The organism is Treponema sp. UBA6852 (genome assembly GCA_002449305.1).
Classification (GTDB): domain Bacteria; phylum Spirochaetota; class Spirochaetia; order Treponematales; family Treponemataceae; genus Treponema_D.
In genome coordinates, this window is record DKDI01000031.1 from 1 (window position 1) to 25,228 (window position 25,228).

Sequence of the window (25,228 nt, forward strand, 5' to 3'; positions counted from 1 at the left end):
TCAAAACTCGACATTCGGGCTAATTATATACCAATTTTTCATTATTTCAAATTTATTTTTTACTTTGACTGGCGGCGGAATATAACCTTGTGAAGTTTAGTTTGTTTTATTATATTAGTAAAAATTAATGAGGTGGTTATGATTGAAGTTGAAAATGTGTCGAAACTGTTCGGAAATTTTCGGGCGGTGGACGGCATAAGTTTTTCTATTCAGACTGGAGAAATTGTAGGACTGCTTGGTCCGAACGGAGCTGGAAAAACAACAACGATGCGAATGATTTCTGGTTTTCTTGAGCCTGATTCTGGAACTGTAAAGATTGACGGACTTGATGTTCTAAAAAATCCGGTTGAGACAAAAAGAAAAATTGGATATATGCCGGAAAGTGCGCCGATGTATTCCGACATGATTGTTGCCGACTATTTAAAATATATTGCTGAAATTGAAAATCAGAATCCTGAGGAAAAATGCCGGGAACTTGCCGAAATCTGCGGACTAAAAGAAGTCATGCACAAAAATATTGGAGAGCTTAGCCGCGGAAACAGACAGCGCGTTGGTCTTGCTCATGCTCTTATGGGAAATCCTGAAATTCTTATTCTTGATGAGCCGACAAGCGGACTTGATCCAAATCAGGTTTTAGAAGTGCGCAGTTTGATTAAGCAGATTGGAAAAACTCATACTGTAATTATTTCGACTCATATTCTTAGCGAAGTTGAAATGCTTTGCGGCAGAGTTATTATTATTTCAGGCGGAAAAAAAGTTGCCGACAGTCCTACAGAAGAACTTCGCGAGCATTTTGGAAATTCATCTGAAGTTCAGATTTGTGTTTCTGGGGCTTCCGCAGAAGATGCTGAAAAAATATTCCGCGGCATAAATGGTGTTTCAAAAATTCATTCAAGTTTCCATGATGGAAAAATTGAATTTAGAATTTCCGTTGAAAAAAATATTGAAACCAGACCGGAACTTGCAAAGGCTTGTGTTCAAAACGGCTTGGAACTTTTTGAAATGCAGCAGAAAAAGAACAGTCTTGAAGATGTGTTTAGAAGTTTGACTTCTGCACACGATGGAGTAGAAAATGAAAATGAAGAAAAATAAATCTTGGGCAGTCATTATGAAACGGGAACTTTGTTCATATTTTACAAGTCCTGTTGCTTATATTGTTGGCTCTCTGTTTCTTTTGTTCAGTGGATTTTTATTTTTTTCCACTTTCTTTTTAGTGAACCGTCCTGAACTTAGAAATTTCTTTGAGCTGCTTCCTATGTTGTTCAGTTTTTTTATTCCGGCGATGACGATGAGAATTTTCAGCGAGGAAAAAAAGAGCGGAACAATGGAAACTTTGGTTACTCTTCCTGTTACAAATTTTGATATTGTTGCAGGAAAATATCTTGCAAGTTTTGTGTCTAGCATTGCGCTTTTGATTCCGACTTTTTTTTATGCTATATCTTGCGCAATTTTTGCTTCTTCCAGAATTGATTTTGGTCCTGTTGTTGGCGGATATTTGGGAGCTGTGCTTTTAGCTTCGGCTTTTTGTGCGATTGGAATTTTTGCGTCGTCTGTTACAAAAAATCAAATTATCGCATTTTTCCTTGCGTTTGCAATTTGCATTTTCCTCACGATGATTACAGTTTTTTCTGTTTTGCTTCCGGGAATTTTTGTTGGATTCGCTTCATTCATTTCTTCCACGAACCACTTTATGTCGATTTCGAGAGGCATAATTGATTCGCGCGATATTTTGTATTTTGTTTCTTTGACATCAGTTTTTGTTTCTCTGACAGTCTGCGTAATTTCAAATCAAAGGAAAGGTTGAAAAATGAAAAAGGAAAATAAATTTGTTTCATGGATAAAAAATCCTTCCGCGGACATCTGGCTTTTTATAGTTGCCGTTGTTCTTTTAAATCTTGTTGCTTCTCGCGCTTTTTTTAGAATCGACTTGACGGAATCAAAATCGTATTCACTTTCATCTTCGAGCAAGGAAGTTGTAAAAAATCTTGAGGAACCGCTGAACGTAAAAGTTTTCTTTTCAGCAAACCTTCCGGCTCCTTATTCAAATGTTGAGCAGTATGTAAAAGATATTCTGGCCGAATACGGAAATTCCGCGAATAAAAATTTCAGCTGTGAATTTTTTGATATGGAAGATTACGATAATCAGAGAATTGCAAGAGGCTACGGGCTGAATCAAATTCAAATCCGCGAGCTAAAGAATAATGAAGTCGGTTTAAAAAATGCGTTCATGGGAATTGTTCTTTCTTATGCGGATCAAATTGAAAAGATTGACGGCATTTCTTCAAGCGATGGATTGGAATATAAAATCACTTCTGCGATTGGAAAAATTATTTCTAGCACAAATATTCTTGCGGGACTTTCTGACAATGTAAAAATTTCGCTTTATAAATCTGAATCGCTTGAGCAGTTTAATATTGCTGACTTTGAAAAAATTGATGATGAAGTTGACAAAGCTTTTTCTGCGGCGAACAAAAAATTTAAAGGACGGCTTGATTTTAATTCTGAAAATCCTGATTCTGAAGCTTCCCTTGCGCTCGGAAAAAAATATGGAATTCAGTCAGTGTCTTGGAAAAATTCAGATGGAAAAATTGAATATGGAACAATTGGCCTTGTTGTTGAATATGGTCCGAAAGTTCAGCTTGTTCCGCTTAGACTTACGAACGCGATTTTTCAGTATGTAGTTTCGGGGCTTGATGAGTTGGAAGAAAATATTGAAGAGTGCGTGAAAACTGTTGTTTCAAAAACTGATGTGATTGCTTATGTTACGGGACACGGTGAACATTCTCTTGAGGATAAAAATGACTCAATGTATTTGAAAACTCTTCTTGCCGATACTTATGATTTGCAAGAAGTAAATCTTTTGGAAAATGAAATTCCGATTTCTGCGCAGTCGGTGATTGTAAACGGTCCGAAAGAAAAATTTTCAGATGCGGAACTTTATAAAATTGATCAGTTTGTTTTGCGCGGTGGAAATGTGATTTTCTTTGTTGATTCAATTGACGAGACTATGCCTTATGGCGAGATGGCTTATTACAGTCAGCCTGAATATGTTCCAGTTGAAAACGGACTTGAAAAACTTTTTGATAACTACGGAATAAAAATTGGCAAAGAATATGTTATGGATGAAAAATGTTTTTCACAGCTCACACAGCAGTATGGAAAACTTGATTTTTATTATACGCCGCTGATTCAGAAAAACTGCCTTGATCAAAAAAATCTTATATCAAAAAATCTTGGCAACGTTTTCTTTCCGCAGACTTTTGAAATTGATGTTTCCAATGTAAAAGAAAACAAGGACGCAAAAGTTTCTGTCATTGCAAGGACTTCTGAAAAATCCTGGACGGTTCCTGTTGCAGAAAATTTTGTTTTAAGCCCTATGTCAATTTTTCCGCCTAAAGAAGAAGACAAGTTCAGTTCTAAAAACGTTGCAGTTTTAATTGAAGGAAAATTTAAAAGCGCATTTGAAAAGTCTCCTTTTGAAAGCGACTCTGAAAATGTTCTGGAAGCAAAAAGCCATTTGGATTCAAGTATTCAGAATTCAAAAATTTTCATTGCTTCCACATCTTGTATTGCAACTGCGAAATTCGGACTGCTTCAGGAAGATTCACAAACTGCGAACTCTTGTTTTGTCCGCAATGCAGTTGACTACATGAACGGCAAAGAAGACTTCTGCTCAATGCGCACAAAAAATCTTTCGCTTAACACACTTAAAATGTCTTCTGGAAAATTTGCGCTTGCAGTGAAATATTTTAATCAGGTTGGGCTTGCAGTTCTTGTTGCTTTAGGCGGACTTTGCGTGTTTATTCTGCGCCGCCATCACCGGGAAAAAATTCGAATGGCTTATGACCCGGAAGATCCTAGGCAAAAATAATATTTTAAATGGAGCTAGAAATGAAAAATATTTATACAAGAAAAATAGTTCTTCTTTCATCGATTGCAGTTCTTCTTGTGATTTACATTCTACAGATTTCTTTTTTGGGCAGATCGAAAGTAAAGACTGTTTACACAAAAGAAGAAATTGATTCTGTTGAAGTAACAAAAAACGGAGAGCATATTCTTTCACTTAAAAAGGAAAATGAAAAATGGCTCGTTGAAAATTTTCCTGCCATGGAAAACCGCGCTAACAGAATTGTAAATTCGGTCAATGAAATAAAAATACTTTCGACTGTATCTTATGACTTAGATGACTTGGAACGCTACGGCTTGTCTAGCGAGAACGCTGTAAAAGTTGTGGCTTGTTCCGGCAGAAAAGTTGAGCGCACTTTGTATGTAGGAAAAGATTCTGTTGCTGGAAGCCAGTGCTATGTGCGCCTTGATGACGAAAATAAAATCTGTCTTGCGCAAGGTTCGCTTAAATCTACATTTGAAGTTTCCGCAGATGAAATAAAGGAAAAGCCCAAGACTGAAAATTCACAGAACACAGAGGCTGAATAAAATTTTGTCATTTGAACAGCAGGGAAAGTTCTTCGCTTGAAAGTTCTCTGCTGTCTCCCGCTTCAAGTTTTTCATCTAGCGCAAGGCTTCCGATTGAAATTCTTTTTAAGAAGACAACTCTGTTTCCTTGCGCGCAGAACATCCGCTTTACCTGATGAAATTTTCCTTCTGTTATTGTGAGGCGACAGGAACTTGCTCTGTTCCATTCAAGAATTGCCGGCCTTGAAATAAATTCCTTTTCGTTTTTTTCAGCCGGAATAAAAAATCCTTCGCTGAATTTTTCTTTAAGAAGTTTTCTTTTCTCTTCTGATTCACTTTTTTCAAGTTCAACGTAGTAAGTTTTTTTTACATGGAAAAGCGGATTTGCGAGGCTATGCGAAAAATCTCCATTTGTTGTAAAAATCAAAAGTCCTTCCGTGTCTGTGTCCAGCCGTCCAACTGTATGAATCTTTTGCAATGAATTTTCATTTGTATAGTCAAAATACTTTTGCGGAATAAAACTGTAGACCGTTTTGTAAAGTCCGTCATCTTTTGTGGAGCAGATAGTGCCCGCCTTTTTGTTCATCATAATATATATGTCTGGCGCAAGATTTTTTTTGATTCCATCTATAGAAATTGCATCTGATGCAAGGTTCACCCTAAATCCGCTTTCAAGAATCCTTGAGCCGTTTACGCATACATTGTGCTTCTGCAAAAGTCTTCGGACTCTTCTGTGTGTGCTGATTCCCCGGCGGATAAAAACAGTGTCCAGCCGCTCTTTAAAAATGCCTTCCATTTGAAAAAGTATATATGCGTGCTTCCAAAAAATCAATTTTGCATTTTTATAAAAATCAAAAAACATTTTTGCTTATGAAATTTCTGCATTGCCTGGTAAAACGTGTTTTTCTGTTATGAAATAATTTCACGGTTTGCCCAAGTCATTTTCTGTTCGTGCAAAAATTTCACGAACCGTCCAATGCATTTTTTTGTTTATGAAATTTCTGCATTGTTTGACAAAACACATTTTCTTTGAATGAAATAATTTCATATCTTGCCCAGTGCGTTTTCTTAGAACGAAATGATTTCACAAGCTGGAAAAATTCGTTTTCTTAAAACGCAAGGATTTCATTCTTTGCCCAAGCCATTTCCGATTTAATTTTAAAGCTATGCCGACTCTCTTTTTTTTAGTTTCAAGCTGTGGTAAAATCATTTCATGGCAGAACAAAAAACTGAAGATAAGACTGTATATATTCTTGATTCCTACGGTTTGATTTACAGGGCGTACTTTGCTCTTTTGAATCATCCTCTTACAAATCCCGGCGGAGACAATATAAGTGCGCTGGTTATTTTCTTTAAGAATCTTAAGGCGCTCATTTCAAAATACAATCCGTGCTATCTTGCGGCGGCGTTTGATTCGCGTGTCAAGACATTCCGGCATGAACTTTATGCTGACTACAAGGCTAACCGGGTCAAGACTCCAGAAGATTTGCATGCGCAGGTTCCCTGGATAGAAGAAATTCTTGAGGCGTTGGAAATTCCTGTTCTTCGCTACGACGGATTTGAAGCTGACGATATTATTGCGACTGTTGCAAAAAAATGCGCTCAGGAAAAACGTCCGTGCAGAATTCTTAGCGGTGACAAGGACTTGCTTCAGCTTGTTACGGATTCTTGCTTGGAAATGCAGCCGGACCGAGCCAATGGCGGCTGGGAAGTTATTGGCGTGCATGAAGTTCTTGAAAAGTGGGGGATTCCACCTGAAAAAATTCTGGACTACCTTTCGCTTGTGGGCGATGCTTCTGACAATGTTCCTGGTGTAAAGGGCGTTGGCGACAAGACTGCGGTAAAACTTTTGAGCCAGTATGGAACTCTCGATGAAATTTATGCTCACGCTTCTGAAATAAAAGGCGCGCTTGGAGAAAAAATCAGGAACGACAAAGATAACGCTTATTTTTCAAAGCAACTTATAACTTTAAGGTGCGATGTTCCTGTTGAAATTAATTTTGAATCTTTCTGCACAAAAAATATAAATTTTAAATCCGGCGCGGAAGTTCTTGAAAAATACGGAGCTTATGCGATTGCAAAAAGTTTTGCTTCGGAAACTGCGGCGGAAATTCAGTCTGAAGAAAAATCAGTTTTGCCTGAAAAAGAAGTGGAAGAGAAAATTGCGTTGCCTGTAAAACAAAACGAAGGCGACTACAAGCCTTGTACAAACCTTGCTGAACTGAAAAATTTTGTGCAAAACATTTTAGATTCCGCAGAAAAAGTTGTGGCGTTCGATACAGAAACTGACAGCTTGAACACACATGAGGCGAATCTTGTAGGCTTTAGTTTGAGTTTTGAAAAAGGGAAAGGAATTTATGTTCCTGTTATTTTGAGCGGCGGAATGTTTGCTCCGGAAACGATTTCTAAAAAAGATTGCATTGATGTTCTTGAAAAACTTTTTGCAGAAAAAGAACTCACTCTTGTAATGCACAACGGAAAATTTGATCTTGAAGTTCTTTATGCAAATGGAATGCACTCAAAAACTGAATGTAAGATTTTTGACACGATGATTGCCGCCTGGCTTTTGAATCCTGCTGCTTCTGGAAAATCTCCTTACGGCCTTGAATATCTTGCGGAAAGAAAACTGGGGCTTAAAGGAATTGAGTTCAAGGACATTGTTCAGAAAAACCAGACTTTTGCAGATGTTCCTTTGGAGAAGGCTTTTAAATACGGCGCGGAAGATTCTGATTTTACATTGCAGCTTTATTATCTTTTAAAAGATGAAATTAAAAAATCAAATCTTGAAAAACTTTTTTATGAAATGGAAATGAAAGTTCTTCCGATTCTTGTTTCCATGGAAATTCAAGGAATTCATTTGGACAAGAAAAAACTGAACGAGTATAAAGATGAACTTGCAGTTTTGATTTCAGAAAAAGAAAAAGAAATTTACAAAGAGGCAGACTGCGAATTTAACATTGCGTCTCCAAAACAGCTTCAGGAAATTTTGTTTGAAAAACGCAATCTTCCTCATGGCAAAAAAACAAAAACTGGTTACAGTACAGACACTGCTGTTCTTGAAGAACTTGTGTTTTCTACAAACGACCCTCTTCCAAAAATGATTCTTGATTACAGGTCGTACACAAAACTTCAAAGCACTTATGTGGAGGCACTGCCTTTGCTTGCAGATAAGAATGGAAGAATCCATACTTCTTTTTTGCAGACGGGAACTGCCACAGGCCGCCTTTCAAGTCGAGATCCAAATTTGCAGAACATTCCTGTGCGTGATGAATCTGGAAGAAGAATTCGTTCTGCGTTTACTGCTGTACCGGGAACAGTTCTTATTTCTGCAGACTACTCTCAAATTGAACTTGTTGTGCTTGCGCATTTGAGCGGCGATAAAAATCTTTGCTCTGCCTTTATAAATGGAATTGATGTTCATAAATCCACAGCCGCTTTGATTTACGGAATTTCTCCAGAGCAGGTGAAGCCAGAACAGCGTCGCTTTGCAAAGACTGTGAACTTTGGAGTTATGTACGGAATGAGCGCGTTTCGACTTGCAAATGAATTGAACATAAGCCGGACAGAAGCAAAAAATTTTATTGACCAATATTTTTCAACGTATTCCGATGTTAAAAAATTTCTTGATGAAACAAAACGTATGGCAAGAGAAACCGGTTATGTTGAAACAATTACTGGACGCAGACGTTATATTCCAGAAATAAAAAGCTCAAGCAAGATTGTGCTTCAGGGCGCTGAAAGAATTGCAATAAACACTCCGATTCAAGGTAGCGCGGCTGATATTGTAAAAACTGCGATGATAAAAGTTCAGTCTGCCTTGGAAAAATCCAGTACAGGCGCAAAGATGCTTTTGCAGGTTCATGACGAATTGATTTTTGAATGCCCGGAAGACAATGCGGAAAATGCAATTTCAATTATTCAGCGCGAAATGGAAAATGCTGTTCAATTGAAAATTCCTCTGCGGGTGAGTATTGAGCGCGGAAAAAACTGGGGAGAGTTCCACTGATGGTTTTGTGTGTTACAGGTCCGATGGCGGCAGGAAAAAATGCGGCAAGTTCAATTCTTGAAAAAATGGGATTTGTTTCGATTGACGCAGATTTAATCGGCCATGACGCAGTTGAAAATTGCAAGGAAAAAATTCTTGAGGAATTTTCTTCTTTGGCGCAGAAAAATAAAATTCATCTTTTAAGTCAAGATGGAAAAATCAACAGGAAAAATCTTGGTCAGCTTATATTTAAAGACAAAGCGCTTGTGAAAAAACAGGAGGATATTGTTTTTCCGTATATAAATTCAGTTTTGGAAAATTTCATAGATGAAAATTCTAAAAAAAATGTTGTGGTCAATGCGACAGTTTTGTACAAAGTGAATGCAATGAAAAAAGTTGAAAAAATTTTTTTTATTGATTGTCCTGCTTTTATCAGATTTTTTCGTGCCAAAAAACGAGACAGGCTGAAGTCGCTTCAGATTATTGAAAGATTTTTTTCTCAAAGATTTTTGTTCAGCCAATATAAAAAAACTGGAATTGAAATTTTTAGAATCGTAAACTGCGGAAATATTTCTTCACTCCAAAAAAAAATTGAACGTGTGATTTTTAAGTGTCAGTAGGCTTTTTAAACTTAAATTTTCTTCTAAATATCTTTTTTTTAATGCCGATATTCTTTGTATGGAATACCGGCTTTTTGTTTTATTTTTGAAAGCTGGCAGGGGATAAAATTATGGAACAGAAAAGAACTATTTGGATTGTACTTGCGGCTGGAATTTTTTTATCAGTTGTGCTTGGTGCCGCTGTAATTCTTTATGCGTCTGAAGCTAAAAAAAATACAACTGCTCTTTATCAGCGTTCTGCGGGCTCAGTTTGGATGTCTCCAGAAACTGCACAGCAAAAACACGCTGAATCGTTTTCAAATGAAATTGATTTTCCGAGCGAGCCTCCTGCTATAGAAAGCAGTATAAATCCTGCGGAAGTAAATAACTCTTCTGTAACTTCAAATATTGAAACTCCTGCGGAAGGAAAAACTTCCATTGAAAATTCTGATTCAAAAATTGCGCAGACAGACAATGTTACTGTTATTTCTACAGGCAACACAAGCGTTTACAATGTTGGAGATTCTTCAACTACAACAATTGACTTGAATGCATTGAAGAACACTGCTTCTGCATCTAGCAATGTTACAGCCCAGAATAAGGCTGCTGAAACTGCAATTAGAGAAACAAATGCTGTTCACCGCAATGTTGAAAAAACTTCTCCTGTAGTTGAAAAGCAAGTTTCTTCAACAAAAGCTTCTGCATCTAGCAATAAAAAATCAGCTTCTTCAAAAAGTTCTTCGCAAGTTTCTTCAGCTCCAAAAAAATCAGCTCAAGTTTCTGCTTCAAAATCTGCTTTGGCAAAAAAAGTTTCAGACAGATTTTGGGTTCAGGCTGGTTCTTACACGACAACAAAAAATGCTGATGAAGCCAGAGGAATTCTTGAGTCAAATAAAATTCCATGCGAAGTGTTCACTTTTACAGATGCAAAAGGCGTTCTTCATTACCGTGTAAGAGTCGGACCTTATACAACAAAAAGTGAAGCTGAATATTGGAAGCAAAGAATCGATACAATTTCTTTGTTTGCAAAAAACGGAACTTATGTAACAAATACTAGCGCGCCAAAATAACTAAAATGAAAAAAACAAATGCAATGCGCATTTTGGACAGTTTAAAAATTCCTTATGAAACAAAAGAGTACGACGATGACGGAGAACATTTGCTTCATAAGGGAGCGGCCATGGAACTTTCTGAAAAACTCGGAATAAATCCTGAATGCGTTTTTAAAACAATAGTCATGCGCACTGATTCAAAAGAGACTGTTGTTTTTTGCCAGAGCGCGGTTTATGAAATCAATTTAAAAAAAGCCAGAGCAGCTTGTGGCGCAAAAGAAGTTCATCCTGTTAAGCCGGAGGAACTTTTGTCGCTTACAGGATATATCCGTGGCGGATGTTCTCCTATTGGAATGAAACGAAAATACAGAACTTTTATTGACGAAACTGTTTTGCTTTATGACAAAGTTTATGTGAGCGCAGGAATCCGAGGACTTCAGCTTGCGCTTTCTCCTTCAGACTTAATAAAAGCCAGTGATGCTCAGACTGTTGATTTGATTCTTTAGCTAAAATTTTTGCTGTATAGATTTTCAGCGGATTTCAAAATTGGAATTCGTTGTTTGAAATTATCGACTTTTTGCGATTTCTATAGTAAAATTGTTTCCATGAAAACACACACTTTTAAAGGCGGAATCTTTCCGTTGGAAATGAAGGAGCTTACAAATAAATGTCCGATAAAAGAGGCGTTTCCTTCTTCTAAAACGGTTACGATTCCAATCACCATGGGCGGCGCTCCAAACACTCCGCTCGTAAAAGTTGGAGATTCTGTTGCAAAAGGACAGAAAATTGCTTCGGGTGAAAAATTCATGTCAGTGCCCGTTCATTCTTCTATTTCAGGAAAAGTAAAGAAGATTCAGAATTTTACTGTTACTGGCGGAATGACTGCGCCTTGCATTGTTATCGAGGCTGACGGTTCGGATAATGTTGAATTTATGGATCCGCTAGATCCGTTTACATGCGGAAAAGAAAAAGTTCTTGAGCGGATAAAAGAAGCCGGAATTGTAGGAATGGGCGGCGCGTCTTTTCCTGCGCACGTAAAACTAAATCCTCCGGAAGACAAAGAAATTGATTATGTTTTGGTCAACGCTGCAGAATGCGAGCCTTATCTTACTTGCGATGAGCGGACGATGATTGAAACTCCGGAAAAACTTATAGATGGACTTGCGATAATTTTGAATCTTGTTGGCGCGGCGGGAATAATTGCGCTTGAAGACAACAAGGCTTACATAAAACCTTCCCTTGAAAAAATTATAGTTGAAAAAGGCTACGCTGACGATATTTGTGTTATGCTTGTCAAAACGAAATATCCGCAGGGTTCTGAAAAATTTATAGTTTCTTCTTGCCTTGGCGTTGAAATTCCTTCTGGAAAACTCCCTGCCGATGCTGGCGTGATTATTTCAAATGTTGGAACTGTCTGCGCGATAAGCGATGCTTTCAGGCTTGGAAAACCTTTGATTGAACGCAGCCTTACAATTTCCGGCGGCGCAGTAGAAAATCCATGCAACTTAAAAGTTCCAGTTGGAACAGTGATTTCAGATTTGTCTCCTGAATATTTTTCTTTAAAAGAAAATTCGGCTGTAAAAATTATTTCCGGCGGTCCGATGATGGGCTTTGCTATGCCTGATATGAATTTTCCAGTTGCAAAAGGAACAAGCGGAATTACTTTCCTCACAAAAGATGAAACTTATCTTGTTGATGAAGAGCAGTGCATTGGATGCGGAATGTGTGTGTCTGTCTGCGCAATGCATTTAAGCCCGGTTCTTATGGTTCGTGAACTTAAGGCTGAAAATATTTCAAATGCTAAAAAACTTGGCCTTATGGACTGCATTGAATGCGGATGTTGCGCTTATGCTTGTCCTGCAAATGTCAGACTTGTTCAGCGTTTCAGAATTGGAAAGTCCATTGTAAGAGAACAGATTGCGGCGGCAAAAGCAAAGGAGGCTGTAAAAAAATGAACTCTGAAAATAAAATGTTTCTTTCTTCTAGTCCGCATTTCACAGCCGGACTTTCAACTCAAAAAATAATGCTTGCGGTTTTGATTTCGCTGCTTCCTGAATGTGTTTATGGCGTTATTGTTTTTGGACTTCCTGCTTTGGCGACAATTCTTGTTTCTGTTGCTTCTTGTTTTGTTTTTGAATTTTTGTTTCAGAAAATTACACGTCAAAAAATTGTTGTTTCAAATTTGTCTTGCTGCGTAACGGGAGTTTTGCTTGCTCTTGTAATTCCGTCTACAACGCCTTTGTGGATGACAGTTCTTGGCGCGTTGGTTGCCATTGTTATTGCGAAAGGACTTTTTGGAGGAATCGGAAGCAACGTTTTTAACCCGGCTCTTACTGGACGAGCTTTTATGTTCATAAGTTTTCCAGTTGCTTTGGGTGCGTCTTGGTTTAATCCGGCAACAGATGCAATTTCAAGCGCGACAATTTTGAGTCAAGTTAAGGCTGGTTCATTCGTTGCAGACAGTTCTGTTTATCTTCAATACTTTTTTGGAAACCGGGCTGGCTGTATTGGCGAAACTTCAATTCTTTTGATTTTGCTTTCATTTGCTTTCCTTGCTTTTACAAAAATAATCGACTGGAGAGCTCCTGTTGCTATGATTGGAACTGTTGCTGTCTGCACATTTGTTTCCGGAGGAGATGTTCTTTTTGCGCTTTTGAGTGGAGGACTTTTGTTCGGAGCGACTTTTATGGTTACGGATTATTCAACTGCTCCTGTTACAAAAAAAGGCCGGCTTGTATTTGGCTTTGGCTGCGGACTTATAACTTTCTTGATAAGAAAATTTGGTGGATACCCAGAAGGTGTAATGTTTAGCATTTTGATTATGAATGCTGTTGCGCCTTTCTTGAATAATCTTTCTGCAAGAAAATATGGCTACGGAAAAAAGGGAAACAGAAAGTCTGCTCCAAAAAAAATAATACAGGACTTTGATATTTCAAATGCAGTTCCTTTAGAACAGAAAAAAAACGCGGAGGCTGAAAAATGAGCCAGAAAAATTCAGTCTTGGAAATGCTTGGACTTGGAATTGTCCTTGCGGTTTATGCAATGGCGGCTTGCACAGTTCTTGCCATTGTAAATAATTTTACTTACGGGCGGATTGCGCAGAATAAACTTAACAAAGCGAATGCCGCAATGAAAGCTGTTGTAAAAGATGCTGATTCTTTTGAAGCCGTTGATTCATTTCCTCCAGCTTCAAATTCTTCTATTACAATACAAAATATTTTTATTGCAAAACAAGGTGAAAATGTAATTGGCGGAGTTGCCCAAGTTACAGGTCCGACTTATGACAAAGGCACAATCATGGTTGGAATGAAATCCGACGGAACTGTTACAGGCTTGCAGTTTTTGGAACTTACGGATTCTCCTGGATTCGGCTTAAAGGCAAATGATTCGACTTTTACGCTTGCAAACGGAAAAACATTTTATGGACAATTTGAAGGAAAAAATGCTAAAGACGGATTTGTTGCCGGTCAGACTTTTGATTCTATTTCTGGAGCAACAATAACTAGCGTTGGCATTGGCAATCTTATTTCCGCAGGAACAGAATGTCTTTTGAAAGTTCTTGATGGTCAGGAGTTTAATTAATATGAACAAGCAGCTTCAAATTTTTACAAACGGTTTCTTAAAGGAAAATCCGCTTTTGGTTTTAAATATTGGCTTGTGTTCTTCTCTTGGAGTTACAACAAGTATTTTTAACGGACTTGGCATGGGAATGAGCATGACGTTTGTTCTTCTTATGAGCGAACTTGTAATCAGCATTTTTAGAAAATGTATTCCTAACGCAATCCGCCTTCCAATTTTTATAATTATTATTGCGGCGTTTACAACTATTGTTCAGTTTGTGCTTCAAGCTTATGTTGAATCTTTGTACGATGCGCTGGGAGTTTTTCTTCCGCTGATTGTTGTAAACTGCATTATCATGGGACGCGTTGAATCTTTTGCTTCAAAGAACAATGTCGGAAATTCTATTCTTGATGCGCTCGGAATGGGAATTGGCTATACTTGTGTTCTTGTTGTGATTTCTCTTGTGCGTGAATTTTTTGGCGGCGGAACTTTGATGGCTGGAACTTCTGTAAAACTTGAGCTTATTCCTGAAGCATACAGAATTGGAATTTTAAACAGTGCGCCTGGCGGCTTCATTGTTTTTGGACTTCTTGGAGCGGCAGTTCAGGCTTTAAAAAATAGAAAGGAGGCTGCAAAATGACTGATATGATTCAGCTTTTTATAAAGTCAGCAATTGTTGACAACGTTGTTTTTATTCAGTATTTGGCAATCTGCCCTTTTATCGGAATGACTGCTGAAACTGGCAAGGCTTCTGGAATGGGACTTGCTACGACTTTTGTTATTATTCTTGCAACTGTTGTTACTTGGCCTTTGTATAAATTTGTGATGATTCCGCTTGGACTGGAATTTTTGCAAACGTTGTTTTTTATTCTTGTAATTGCTTCTCTTGTTCAGCTTGTTGAATTTTATCTGAAAAAATCCGCGCCTGGACTTTATTCTTCAATGGGCGTTTATCTTGCGCTGATTACAACAAACTGTGCGGTTCTTGGTGTTACAATAAACTGCATAAGCAAAGACTACAATTATTTACAGAGCATTGTTTATGCTTTTGGAACAGCCTGCGGATTTCTTTTGAGCATGGTGGTTATGTCGGGGGTAAGAAGCAGAATTAAAATTGCAAAAATTCCTGAAGCTTTCAAAGGGACTCCAATTCTTTATGTTGCTGCCGGACTTTTGAGTCTTGCGTTTTTAGGCTTTAAAGGTCTTATAAAATAATTCAGTGGAGGAACTTTATGAATACGATTATTTTAACAGTTGTTATTGCTCTGCTGATTGGTTTTATTCTTGGCACGCTTCTAGGGCTTTTTAAAAAAATATTTTCAGTTGAAGTTGATCCAAAAGTTTCCCAGGCAAGAGAAGCTCTTCCCGGCGCTAACTGCGGAGGCTGCGGATATGCTGGCTGCGATTCGTTTGCTGTTGCTGTTGTAAAAGGCGAAGCTCCTGCAAATGGATGTGTTGCAGGCGGACCGTCTGTTTCAGCGGCATTAAATAAAATTTTAGGCTTGTCAGGAGATGAATCTGATTCTGCAAAAAAGGCTGCTGTTCTTGCTTGCCATGGAACAAATGAATGCGCTGGAACAAAAGGAATTTACAATGGCGTTCAAACTTGCAAAGCCGCCCAGCTTTCTATAAATGGAACAAAGTTGTGTGCTTTTGGATGCATTGGCCTTGGAGACTGCGTTTCTTCTTGTCCGTTTGGCGCATTGTCAATGGGAAATGACGGGCTTCCTCATGTTGATTATTCAAAATGTGTTGGTTGCGGAAAATGTGCAAAGGCTTGTCCTAAAAAACTTTTCAGCATTACAAATATCGAAGTAAAAGGTCCTGTTGCGCTTTGTTCTTGTCATAACGACAATAAGCCTCAGATTAGAAAAGACTGTTCTGCCGGATGCTTTAAATGCGGAATCTGCGCAAAAAAATGTCCTGAGCAGTGCATTGATCTTTCCTCTGGAATTCCTGCGATTGATTATTCAAAATGTACAAGTTGTGGAACCTGCGTTTCCTCTTGCCCTGATAAAGTTTTGAAATTCATGCAGGAACTTACTGCTGTATAAAATTTGTTTTATAGATAGGAGGTTTCTATGACAAATGTTCAGGTAATAAAAGAACTGACAAATTTAAAAACTTATTGTTCTGCAACTTCTTTGGATGTAGTTGAGTATGCAATAAAAGTTTTTCAGAAACTTGAAAACTGCGGAATTTCAGAACCGCTTGAAACTGAATTTAAGAAAGAGGAAGAAAAATGATAGGAACATTTTGGTCTTTAGTTCCGCCAGTCGTGGCAATTTGTCTGGCGCTTATAACAAAGGAAGTTTATTCTTCTTTATTCATCGGAATTTTAATTGGCGGTCTTTTTTATTCAGGATTCAGTTTTGCAGGAACAATAAATCACGTTTTTAAAGACGGATTCGTAGGTTCTCTGTCTGATTCTTATAATGTTGGAATTTTGATTTTCCTTGTTATTCTTGGAATAATGGTTGCGCTTATGAACAAGGCAGGCGGTTCTGCTGCTTTTGGTGAATGGGCAAAAAAACGCATAAAGTCAAAAAAGAATGCGCAGATTGCAACTATTTTTCTTGGGATAATTGTTTTCATTGACGACTATTTTAACTGCCTCACAGTTGGAAGCGTAATGCGCCCGATTACAGATAGATACAAAGTTTCAAAAGAAAAACTTGCTTATCTTATTGATTCAACTGCGGCTCCGGTTTGTATTATTGCGCCTATCAGTTCTTGGGCTGCGGCAGTAACAGGATTTGTTGAAGGCGAGGACGGATTTCAGCTTTTTATAAAAGCGATTCCTTATAATTTTTACGCGCTTCTTACAATCTTTGCTCTTTTTGCAATTGTTATTTCCGGAGTTGACTTTGGTCCTATGAAAGGTTTTGAAGCTGCGGTATCTTCATCTTCTTCTGATGAACTTGAAGAGAAAAAACTTCCGGCTGCAAAAGGAAAAGTTTTGGATCTTGTGTTCCCGATTATTTCGCTTATCGTTTTCTGTGTAATCGGAATGATTTATACCGGCGGATTTTTTGCTTCAGGCGAAGATCACCGCGGATTTGTTGCGGCTTTTTCTGGCTGCGATGCTTCCGTTGGACTTATGTACGGTTCTTTTGGCGCGCTGATTTTGACTTTGATTGTTTTTGTTTTGCGCCGCGTTTTGAGCTTTAAAGACTGTATGTCTTGTATTCCAGACGGATTTAAAGCCATGGTTCCTGCCATTTTGATTTTGACACTTGCCTGGACTTTGAAATCCATGACAGATAGTCTTGGCTCAAAAGAATTTGTTTCATCATTTGTTCAAACTTATGCTTCTGGAATGCTGAATTTCCTTCCTGCAATTATATTTGTAATCGGAGCTTTTCTTGCCTTTGCAACTGGAACTTCCTGGGGAACATTTGGAATTCTTATTCCGATTGTAGTCGCTGTTTTCAATGGAAGTGATTACAATCTTATGATTATTTCAATTTCAGCGTGCATGGCAGGAGCTGTTTGCGGTGATCACTGCTCTCCAATTTCTGATACAACTATAATGGCAAGTGCTGGTGCGGAATGTGTTCACGTGAACCATGTTAATTCTCAGCTTCCTTACGCGCTTTCTGTTGCAAGTGTTTCTTTTGTCTGCTATTTGATTGCCGGACTTGTAAAAAATCCGATTCTTCCTATTTTGTTCGGAATGGCAGTAATTGCTGGATTTTTGTTTTTTCTTAGAAAACATAAGAAAGCAGAAGCTTAATCTCAGGAGTAAAAATGTCTAATGATAATTTAAATGCGGTTTATGATGCGCGCACTTTGGGAAAGCCTAGAATGCTTGCACTTGGTGTTCAGCACATGTTTGCAATGTTCGGCGCAACAGTTCTTGTTCCGCAGCTTACGGGGCTTAGCGTTTCTTCTACGCTTTTGTTTGCTGGAATCGGAACTCTTATATTTCACTTTTTTACAAAAGGAAAAGTTCCGGCTTTCTTAGGCTCGTCATTTGCATTCCTTGCAGGCTACATGACAATTGCCCCGAACGGTGAAAAACATCTTTTGCCTTATGCGTGTCTTGGCGTTGCTTGTTCTGCGGCTTTGTATTTTCTGCTTGCTGTTCTTGTAAAAGTTTTCGGTGTAAAAAAAGTAATGCGCTTCTTTCCGCCGGTTGTTACAGGTCCAATTATAATTTCGATTGGACTTACACTTTCACAGTCGGCAGTAGACAATTGCTCGAGGAACTGGCTTGTTGCTTTTTCAGCGGTTCTTGTAATTGTTGCTTGCGTTATCTGGGGAAAGGGAATGATAAAAATTATTCCGATTCTTCTTGCGGCTGTTGTTTCTTATGTTTTTGCAGGAATACTTGGCGAAGTTGATTTTACTTCTGTAAAAAACGCGGCTTGGATTGGACTTCCAGTTTTAAAAGAAAACACAGTTTTTGCAATTTTTGAAAATCCCGACACTTCATTAATTATAACTTCTATAGTTACGATTGTTCCGATTGCGATTGCAACTATGATGGAGCACATCGGAGACATTGCCGCAATTTCATCAACTGTAAACAGAAATTATTTTGAAAATCCCGGACTTCACAGAACACTTTTGGGGGACGGACTTGCAACTCTTGTAGCTTCACTTTTCGGCGCGCCTGCGAACACAACTTACGGCGAAAACACCGGCGTTCTTACTTTGTCAAGAGTTTACGATCCTCGTGTAATCAGAATTGCGGCAGTGATTGCAATTTTGTTTTCGTTCTCTCCAAAGTTTGCAGCGTTAATAAGCGCGATGCCAGCTGCAACTTGCGGCGGAATTTCAATTGTGCTTTACGGAATGATTTCCGCAGTCGGTGTAAGAAACATTGTTGAAAGCCAAGTTGATTTTAAAAATTCACGCAACGTAATTATCGCAGCGTTAATTCTGGTTCTTTCAATCGGAATAAAATACAGTTCCGCAGGAGCTGTGAATATTCACATCGGCGGACTAACTCTCGGACTTTCCGGCTTGGCAACTGGAGCTTTGGTTGGAATAATTTTGAATATGCTTTTGCCTGAAAAGAAGGCTTCGGAAAAAGAGTAATTTATGGAAAATAAAAATGTAGTTTTTTTAAATCATCCGCTGATTCAGCATAAAATTTCAATGCTCCGTGATGAAAAAACTGGAACAAATGAGTTCAGAAAACTTGTTGAAGAAATTGCAGTTTTAATGGGCTACGAAGCTTTGCGAGATCTTCCTGTAGAAGATGTTGAAGTAAAAACCCCAATTGAAATTTGCAAAACACCGATGCTTTCTGGAAAAAAACTTGTTGTTGTTCCGATTCTTCGCGCTGGTCTTGGAATGATGAATGGAATGCTGACTCTTGTTCCTTCCGCAAAAGTCGGACATATCGGTTTGAGCCGCAATGAAAAAACTCATCAAGCTGAAGAATATTACTGCAAAATGCCGGATTCTCTTGAGCAGCGTCAAATTGTAATTGTTGATCCAATGCTTGCAACTGGAGGTTCTGCTGTTTCCGCAGTTGATTTTATAAAAAAGCGTGGCGGAAAAAACATAAAATTTATGTGCATAATTGCAGCCCCAGAAGGTGTTGAAGTTTTAACAAAAGCGCATCCCGATGTAAAACTTTACATTGGGCATCTTGACCGTTGCCTGAACGAAAACGCATATATTTGTCCAGGTCTCGGAGATGCTGGCGACAGAATTTTTGGAACAAACTGATTCCTGTTAAAAAATGAAAAATTCATGCTTCGTTGATTTTTAGCGGAGCATGAATCCACAATTGACTATTTAAGTATTTAGTTTTACTATTGATTGCTATGACTGCAAACGAGTTACGTTCAAAATACATTGAATTTTTTAAATCAAAGAACCATGTTGAAATTTCAGGCCAGTCTTTGATTCCAGAAAATGATCCTTCCGTACTTTTTACAACTGCCGGAATGCATCCGCTTGTTCCGTATCTTTTGGGAGAAAAACATCCGGCCGGAACACGCCTTACAGATTATCAGAAATGCATCCGCACAGGTGATATAGATGAAGTTGGCGATCCAAGCCATCTTACTTGTTTTGAAATGCTTGGAAACTGGTCTTTGGGCGATTATTTTAAGAAAGAATCAATCGGATTTTCCTACGAATTTCTTACAAGTCCAGAATGGCTCGGTCTTGATCCGCGGAAAATTTCTGTTACAGTTTTTGCCGGTGATGAAAATGCTCCGCGCGACGAAGAAGCTGCAACTTACTGGAAAGAAAACGGAATGCCACAAGACAAAATCGCATATCTTCCTGCAAGCGACAACTGGTGGGCAGCAGGTCCGACAGGTCCGTGCGGTCCTGATACTGAAATTTTCTACTGGGTTGGAGAAGGACTTCCGCCTGCCGGCTCAAACAAAGGAACTGACAGCGAAAACTGGATGGAAATCTGGAACAATGTTTTTATGCAGTATAACCGCATTGACGAAAAGACTCTTGTTCCACTTCCAAAGAAAAATGTTGACACAGGAATGGGGCTTGAGCGCACAAACTGTATCTTGCAGGGAAAAACCTCTGTTTATCTTACAGAAGTTTTCCAGCCAATCATTGCAAAAATCGAGGAACTTTCTTCCTATAAATACGGCACGGATGAGGAAAAGGACAGAAGTGTCCGCATTATCGCAGACCATTCACGCTCGGCGGTTTTTATTCTTGGCGACCAGAAAGGCGTTTCTCCTTCAAATGTCGGTGCGGGCTACGTTCTTCGCCGCCTGATCCGCCGTGCAGTCCGCCACGGAATGAAGCTTGGAATCGAAAAAAATTTCCTTGCGGAAATCGCGCAGGCAGTAATCGAGAATTTCAAGTGCGCATATCCGGAGCTTGAGCAGAACAAGGAAAAAATCTTTACGGAGCTTTCCGCGGAAGAAAACAAATTCCGCGACACATTGCGCAAGGGCGAGGCGGAATTCCAGAAGCTTCTTCCGAATCTGATGAAAAATCCCAAGAAGGAAATTTCAGGTAAAATCGCATTCAGGCTTTACGACACATTCGGTTTTCCGCTTGAACTTACACAGGAACTCGGAGCTGAAAATGGATTCACCGTTGATGTAGAGGGATTCAAGGAAGCGGAGCGCAAGCATCAGGAGGCTTCAAAAACTCAGGATGCTGGAGCAGCAAAAGGCGGACTTGCCGAACAGTCGGACACAACCACAAAATATCACACGGCAACCCACCTGCTTCAGCAGGCGCTTGTCAATGTTCTTGGAGACAAAGTCGCGCAGAAAGGTTCGAACATCACGAATGAGCGTATGAGATTTGACTTCACGTTCGACCGTCCGATGACAAAAGAGGAAATCCAGAAGGTCGAGGACATTGTGAACGAGCAGATTAAAAAAGATTTGCCTGTTACAATGGAAGTTATGCCTCTTGAAAAGGCGAAGGCTGAAGGTGCGCGCGCCCTGTTTACGAACAAATATGGTGAAGATGTAAAAGTCTACACAATCGGCGAAAAGAACAACTGGTTCAGCAAGGAAGTTTGTGGCGGGCCGCACGTCCAGCACACGGCACAGATCGGCGAATTCAAAATCCAGAAGGAACAGTCATCTTCCGCAGGAGTGCGCAGAATCAGGGCTGTAATTTCCGGTGGTCTTCCGCTGGAAAAATAACTGTGTAACCGAACTGAATAATAACTGTTTATTAATAAATGAATTATAAAGGATGAATTTTCATGAAAAAATTTTCTATTGGATTATTGATTTTTTTTGCTGCATTCGGAGCTTTTGCTCAAAGTGACTTGCAGCCTCTTGCAGTTGTAAAACTTAATAAATCAGAAACAATTACTGTAAAGCAGTTAAAGACACGCGCAAGTTTCATTCAGAAGCAGTACGGAATGGAATCTCTTCCTATTGAGCAAAAGCAGGCTCTTTTGGAAAATCTTATTGCTGAAAAACTGATAACTCAGGCAGCGGCAAAAGAAGGTCTTTCTGTTACAGACAGCCAGGTTGACGATGCATTCTTGAATACATTTAGCCAGCAGCTTGGAACTCGTGTTTCAGAAGCTCAGCTTGAAGATTTGATAAAAAAACAGACTGGAAAATCTTTGGATGACTATATAAAAGAATATAGCGGAATGTCAAAGTCAGAATACAAGGCTTACTTGAAAAATCAGCTTATTATTCAGCAGTATGTATTTTCAAAAAAACAGTCTGAGATTCAAGCGGTGGCAGCAACTGATGAAGAAATCCGCAACGCTTATGAAATGAACAAGTCAACTTTTGTTTGGAACGATATGATGAAACTTTTCCTTGTTATGGTTCCAAAGGGAAGCAATGATATGGCGGCCCGTGCTTTGGCAACAGACTTAAGAAACAAATATAAAGGCGATTCAAAAAAATCTGAAGAAATTAAAAATTCAAACGAAAACGGAACTAATTATAGAGCTGGCGACATTACAGTTGCAAAAACAGCTCAGCAGGCTCAGCAGCTTGGATGGTCAATTGACAAACTTAACGAGCTTTTTGGAAAATCCGCAGGCTATCTTTCTGAAGTTACAGAAACTGCTTCCGATTTTCAGTTTTATGCAGTTCTAAAAAAGTATGATGCAAAAATGCTTTCAATTAGCGATGTTGTTCAGCCAGAAACAACTGTTACTGTCTATGATTATCTAAAGCGCAACATTACTTCTCAAAAGCAAAGCCAGTATTTTACAGAAGCCGCACAGGAAATTTCAAAATCGCTTGACATTCCTTCAAATGTTGACCGCAAAAAAACTGGCGATGCTCTTAAAAAGCTCCTTAATTGGCAATAGGAGTTTGTTGTGTCCAGAAGAAACGGTCGTATTTTTGCGGTTCAGGCTCTTTATTCCTATGATGTCGGCAAGGCATCTCTTGAAGATTTACTGAAGCTTGAATGGCTTAAAGAAGATTCTGAAAATAATTCAAGCGGAAAATTTGTTCTGCCCGAAACTTTAACGGAAAATTCTGAAACTGAAGACTTTTCTCAGTCGAGGGCGGAGTCTTATGATTTTGCCCGTTTGCTGATTTCAGGAACAATAAATCATATTCAGGAAATTGATGAAAAAATAAAGGCGCATTTGACTGCGAATTGGAATTTTGACCGCTTGAACAGAGTTACACTTTCCATTTTGCGTATCAGCGTTTTTGCATTGCTTTATCAAAAGGAATTAAAGCCCACAATAATTATTGATGAGGCTATTGCAATTTCAAAAGAATTCGGAACAGACGATTCTTTTAAATTTATAAATGCAATTCTTGATACAATCAGCAAAGAAGAGGTAGCGTGAGCAAAAAATCAATCTGCGTTGCGGCTTTGTGCTGCTTGGCTGCAGTTTTAGTTTGTTCATGCTCTTCTCATTCTGAAGGTTCATCTTTTATTTCTGTGCTGGATTCTGTTGATGCCGCTGTTTCTCAGAATTCCGCGGAAGATGCTTTAAAATCCTTAAAAAAACTTGAAAAAAAAGCCTATGCTTCCTATGAATATCTTGGAATTGTAAAGAGGTATTTTTTTCTTGGTGAAACAAAATCAGCAGAACGTGTTTTAAAAAAAAGTCTTAAAAGAAATCCTAAGAATCCTGAGCTTTCCGCCGTGTATGCGAATTTTCTTTTGAGAGAAAATCGTCTTGAGGAAGCATTTCAAATTTCACTTTGCTTAAAAGATTCCAAATATTCTTCAATTTATGCGGAATGCGTTTTAAAGAAAGCCTTGCTTGCTATAGAAAATGGCGAGCCTGTTTTAAAATCGGCATTCAATTCTGTTTCCAAAAAAAAGAAAAATAAATCTGTGGAAACAAAAAGTTCGGAAGAAATAAAAGAAATTTTTTGCAGTCCTGATTTTATTTCTGTGTATAAAAATGCTTTTGACGGTTCGGATGAAAGCTTGTGGATTTTTAATGCCGCTTCAATTTTTATGCGTGGCGGTGAATTTAAAAACGCTGTGGCTTTGTACCCAAATAAAATTTCAAGCAGCAGGGAAAGCCTTTTCTGGGGCTGCATTTTTTTTGATTCAGGACTTTATGCGGAAAGCATTGCAGCTTTGGAAGCTAGCTCAAAACTTACCTCGTTTGCAGAAAAAACTGATTTGTCCACAAAGACTGAAATTCTTTCTCTTGAATCGGACGGATTTTATATTGAAGGCGAGGAAAATTCTTCTGAGAAAATTCGACAACGTCTTATTCAGAACTTCACTGAAATTCCGCCGCAAATATACATGAACAGCGCGATGTTTGCTAAGCGTAAAAGCGACTTTGAAAGTGAGCAAAAGCTTCTTGATTTTCTTTCTGTTAATTTTCCTGATTATTTGCCGGGGCTTGCGGCTCTTGGCGAATTTTCACTTGATCAGATAAAAAATCAGCATGAAGATTTTCTTTCGCAAAAAATCAGAAACGCCGGGCTAAAAACTTTGAGCATGGAAAAAAAAGACAAAGTTCCGGTTGTGCCGTTTGATTCCGTTCTTGAAAAACTTGATTCTCTTATTGCCTCCAAAAATTCCGAAGCCTTAGTTTTAAAGGATGCGCTCGTTACTCAAAAAAATAAGTTTGATAAAATTGAAAAGCCAGTTTCTGATATTTGGCTTATGCTTGAAAAAAATGTTTCTGCGGAAAATATTTATCCTGAATCTGTTTTGAAACATTGTGTTTTTTCTCTTTTGAATGAAAATTCTGAGCCGGATGCGGAAGCTCTTTTTGATTCGTATTACAAATCGAAGTATGATTTTTTACCTGAGGATTCACCGGAAAATCTTGAGCTTTGGGAATGTGAACTTTGCGCATGGTTTGCCTGCAAAAAGGGAAACTTTAAATCTGGAATTTCTCTTTACAATTTTATAGCGGAAAATTACGGAAACCGAATTGCCGCATTAAATTCATCTTCAAAAAATTCTTCAATTATAAATGCGTTTGTCAATCTTGGCGTTTTATATGCTAGCGTTGACCGTTTGCCAGAAGCTTTAAATTCGCTTAACATTGCTTCTGCAAAATCATCTGAAGGAAAAGAAAAATCTGAAATTTTGTTCAGGATTGCGCAACTTGAATGGAAGCAGGGAAATTTATATGGAGCTTCAAGAGCTTTAAAATACGCGCTTTCATTGGATTCTGAAAATAACAAAGTCCGTTTGCTTCAGAAAAAAATTCAGGCGGAAAAATGAAACTTATTTTCCATAGAATTTGACTTTAAGGTAAAAAATTTGTATTTTTATAGTATAAAAAAAGAGCGCAATTAATTTATGTTGACCGCTCAGAGTTTTAAAAAATTTTCAAATATAGATTTGGAGGATTTAAATGAAAGTAAAGCCATTGGCAGACAGAGTTTTGGTAAAGCAGGTTGCCGCAGAAACAAAAACAGCTGGCGGACTTATTATTCCAGACACAGCACAGGAAAAAACTCAGCAGGCTGTTGTTGAGGCTGTTGGACCTGGAACTGAAAAAGAAAAAATTACTGTAAAGCCTGGTGAAAAAATTTTGTATGATAAGTATGCTGGAACAGGAATTAAGATTGATGGTGAAGACTATCTCATTCTTAAAAACTGCGACATTATTGCTGTTGTAGAGTAATTTTTTATTTTTTATGGGTCATTTTGGCTCGTTTTGAAGAAACACTTTATGGGCTGTATCATTTTGATGCAGCCTTATTTGTTTTAAATGCCTTTTGGAAGCTAGAAAACCGCAT

General features: G+C 38.4%; 24 protein-coding genes. 23 read left to right on the forward strand and 1 reads right to left on the reverse strand.

Annotated features, from left to right (window positions below):
* Positions 1-138: 138 nt before the first annotated feature.
* Genes B3209_RS05975 through B3209_RS05990 form a run of 4 tightly spaced genes read left to right on the forward strand, consistent with a single transcriptional unit; the run spans position 139 to position 4,434 of the window.
* Positions 139-1,092, forward strand: coding sequence for an ATP-binding cassette domain-containing protein (locus B3209_RS05975; protein WP_296664194.1), 954 nt, complete (start codon positions 139-141; stop codon positions 1,090-1,092).
* Positions 1,073-1,804: an ABC transporter permease subunit gene (locus tag B3209_RS05980; RefSeq protein ID WP_296664193.1), complete on the forward strand. Its 732-nt coding sequence runs from the start codon at positions 1,073-1,075 to the stop codon at positions 1,802-1,804. Before B3209_RS05975 ends, B3209_RS05980 begins: the two co-directional genes overlap by 20 nt.
* A 3-nt stretch (positions 1,805-1,807) precedes the next feature.
* On the forward strand, positions 1,808-3,871 hold the full coding sequence (locus B3209_RS05985; RefSeq protein ID WP_296664192.1) for a GldG family protein: 2,064 nt from the start codon (positions 1,808-1,810) through the stop codon (positions 3,869-3,871).
* A gap of 20 nt (positions 3,872-3,891) precedes the next feature.
* The gene (locus tag B3209_RS05990; RefSeq protein WP_296664191.1) at positions 3,892-4,434 is read left to right on the forward strand and encodes a DUF4340 domain-containing protein; all 543 of its coding nucleotides are present in this window, start codon (positions 3,892-3,894) and stop codon (positions 4,432-4,434) included.
* A 7-nt stretch (positions 4,435-4,441) separates the two neighbouring features.
* Here the strand turns inward: B3209_RS05990 and B3209_RS05995 are convergent, their stop codons facing one another.
* Positions 4,442-5,209, reverse strand: a complete 768-nt coding sequence (locus tag B3209_RS05995; RefSeq protein WP_296664190.1) for a pseudouridine synthase — start codon at positions 5,207-5,209, stop codon at positions 4,442-4,444.
* A 417-nt stretch (positions 5,210-5,626) separates the two neighbouring features.
* Between B3209_RS05995 and polA the strand changes: the two genes are divergently transcribed.
* From polA to B3209_RS06090, 19 genes are all read left to right on the forward strand, one after another.
* Positions 5,627-8,419: a DNA polymerase I gene (polA, locus tag B3209_RS06000; RefSeq protein ID WP_296664189.1), complete on the forward strand. Its 2,793-nt coding sequence runs from the start codon at positions 5,627-5,629 to the stop codon at positions 8,417-8,419.
* Positions 8,419-9,018, forward strand: coding sequence for a dephospho-CoA kinase (gene coaE, locus B3209_RS06005; protein ID WP_296664188.1), 600 nt, complete (start codon positions 8,419-8,421; stop codon positions 9,016-9,018). The genes polA and coaE overlap by 1 nt, the downstream gene beginning before the upstream one ends.
* A gap of 110 nt (positions 9,019-9,128) precedes the next feature.
* Positions 9,129-10,067, forward strand: a complete 939-nt coding sequence (locus tag B3209_RS06010; RefSeq protein ID WP_296664187.1) for an SPOR domain-containing protein — start codon at positions 9,129-9,131, stop codon at positions 10,065-10,067.
* 5 nt (positions 10,068-10,072) lie between these two features.
* On the forward strand, positions 10,073-10,555 hold the full coding sequence (gene ybaK, locus B3209_RS06015) for a Cys-tRNA(Pro) deacylase (protein WP_296664186.1): 483 nt from the start codon (positions 10,073-10,075) through the stop codon (positions 10,553-10,555).
* A gap of 99 nt (positions 10,556-10,654) precedes the next feature.
* Positions 10,655-12,004 carry an electron transport complex subunit RsxC gene (rsxC, locus tag B3209_RS06020; RefSeq protein WP_296664185.1) on the forward strand — a complete coding sequence of 450 codons (1,350 nt, stop codon included), beginning with the start codon at positions 10,655-10,657 and terminating at the stop codon, positions 12,002-12,004.
* Entirely contained in the window at positions 12,001-13,032 is a 1,032-nt protein-coding gene (locus B3209_RS06025; protein WP_296690165.1) for an RnfABCDGE type electron transport complex subunit D, read from the forward strand. The genes rsxC and B3209_RS06025 overlap by 4 nt, the downstream gene beginning before the upstream one ends.
* The gene (locus tag B3209_RS06030; protein WP_296664184.1) at positions 13,029-13,631 is read left to right on the forward strand and encodes an FMN-binding protein; all 603 of its coding nucleotides are present in this window, start codon (positions 13,029-13,031) and stop codon (positions 13,629-13,631) included. The genes B3209_RS06025 and B3209_RS06030 overlap by 4 nt, the downstream gene beginning before the upstream one ends.
* A 1-nt stretch (position 13,632) precedes the next feature.
* Complete coding sequence (rsxE, locus tag B3209_RS06035) at positions 13,633-14,250, forward strand: electron transport complex subunit RsxE (RefSeq protein ID WP_296664183.1); 618 nt, start codon at positions 13,633-13,635, stop codon at positions 14,248-14,250.
* The gene (locus B3209_RS06040; protein WP_295796228.1) at positions 14,247-14,825 is read left to right on the forward strand and encodes an electron transport complex protein RnfA; all 579 of its coding nucleotides are present in this window, start codon (positions 14,247-14,249) and stop codon (positions 14,823-14,825) included. Before rsxE ends, B3209_RS06040 begins: the two co-directional genes overlap by 4 nt.
* Before the next feature lie 17 nt (positions 14,826-14,842).
* Positions 14,843-15,664: an RnfABCDGE type electron transport complex subunit B gene (locus B3209_RS06045; RefSeq protein ID WP_295796230.1), complete on the forward strand. Its 822-nt coding sequence runs from the start codon at positions 14,843-14,845 to the stop codon at positions 15,662-15,664.
* A 27-nt stretch (positions 15,665-15,691) separates the two neighbouring features.
* Entirely contained in the window at positions 15,692-15,856 is a 165-nt protein-coding gene (locus tag B3209_RS06050; protein WP_273352940.1) for a hypothetical protein, read from the forward strand.
* Positions 15,853-17,346 carry a Na+/H+ antiporter NhaC family protein gene (locus tag B3209_RS06055; protein ID WP_296664182.1) on the forward strand — a complete coding sequence of 498 codons (1,494 nt, stop codon included), beginning with the start codon at positions 15,853-15,855 and terminating at the stop codon, positions 17,344-17,346. Before B3209_RS06050 ends, B3209_RS06055 begins: the two co-directional genes overlap by 4 nt.
* A 14-nt stretch (positions 17,347-17,360) precedes the next feature.
* Entirely contained in the window at positions 17,361-18,656 is a 1,296-nt protein-coding gene (locus B3209_RS06060) for a uracil-xanthine permease family protein (protein ID WP_295796242.1), read from the forward strand.
* Between the two features lie 3 nt (positions 18,657-18,659).
* The gene (upp, locus tag B3209_RS06065) at positions 18,660-19,295 is read left to right on the forward strand and encodes a uracil phosphoribosyltransferase (protein ID WP_295796245.1); all 636 of its coding nucleotides are present in this window, start codon (positions 18,660-18,662) and stop codon (positions 19,293-19,295) included.
* Between the two features lie 98 nt (positions 19,296-19,393).
* A complete protein-coding gene (locus B3209_RS06070; protein WP_296664181.1) occupies positions 19,394-21,211 on the forward strand; it encodes an alanine--tRNA ligase in 1,818 nt (605 codons plus the stop codon).
* A gap of 62 nt (positions 21,212-21,273) precedes the next feature.
* Complete coding sequence (locus B3209_RS06075) at positions 21,274-22,353, forward strand: SurA N-terminal domain-containing protein (protein ID WP_295796253.1); 1,080 nt, start codon at positions 21,274-21,276, stop codon at positions 22,351-22,353.
* A 9-nt stretch (positions 22,354-22,362) separates the two neighbouring features.
* The gene (gene nusB / locus B3209_RS06080) at positions 22,363-22,848 is read left to right on the forward strand and encodes a transcription antitermination factor NusB (protein WP_296664180.1); all 486 of its coding nucleotides are present in this window, start codon (positions 22,363-22,365) and stop codon (positions 22,846-22,848) included.
* Complete coding sequence (locus tag B3209_RS06085; protein ID WP_296664179.1) at positions 22,845-24,707, forward strand: tetratricopeptide repeat protein; 1,863 nt, start codon at positions 22,845-22,847, stop codon at positions 24,705-24,707. The genes nusB and B3209_RS06085 overlap by 4 nt, the downstream gene beginning before the upstream one ends.
* 133 nt (positions 24,708-24,840) lie before the next feature.
* Complete coding sequence (locus tag B3209_RS06090) at positions 24,841-25,113, forward strand: co-chaperone GroES (RefSeq protein ID WP_013700724.1); 273 nt, start codon at positions 24,841-24,843, stop codon at positions 25,111-25,113.
* Positions 25,114-25,228 lie beyond the last annotated feature (115 nt).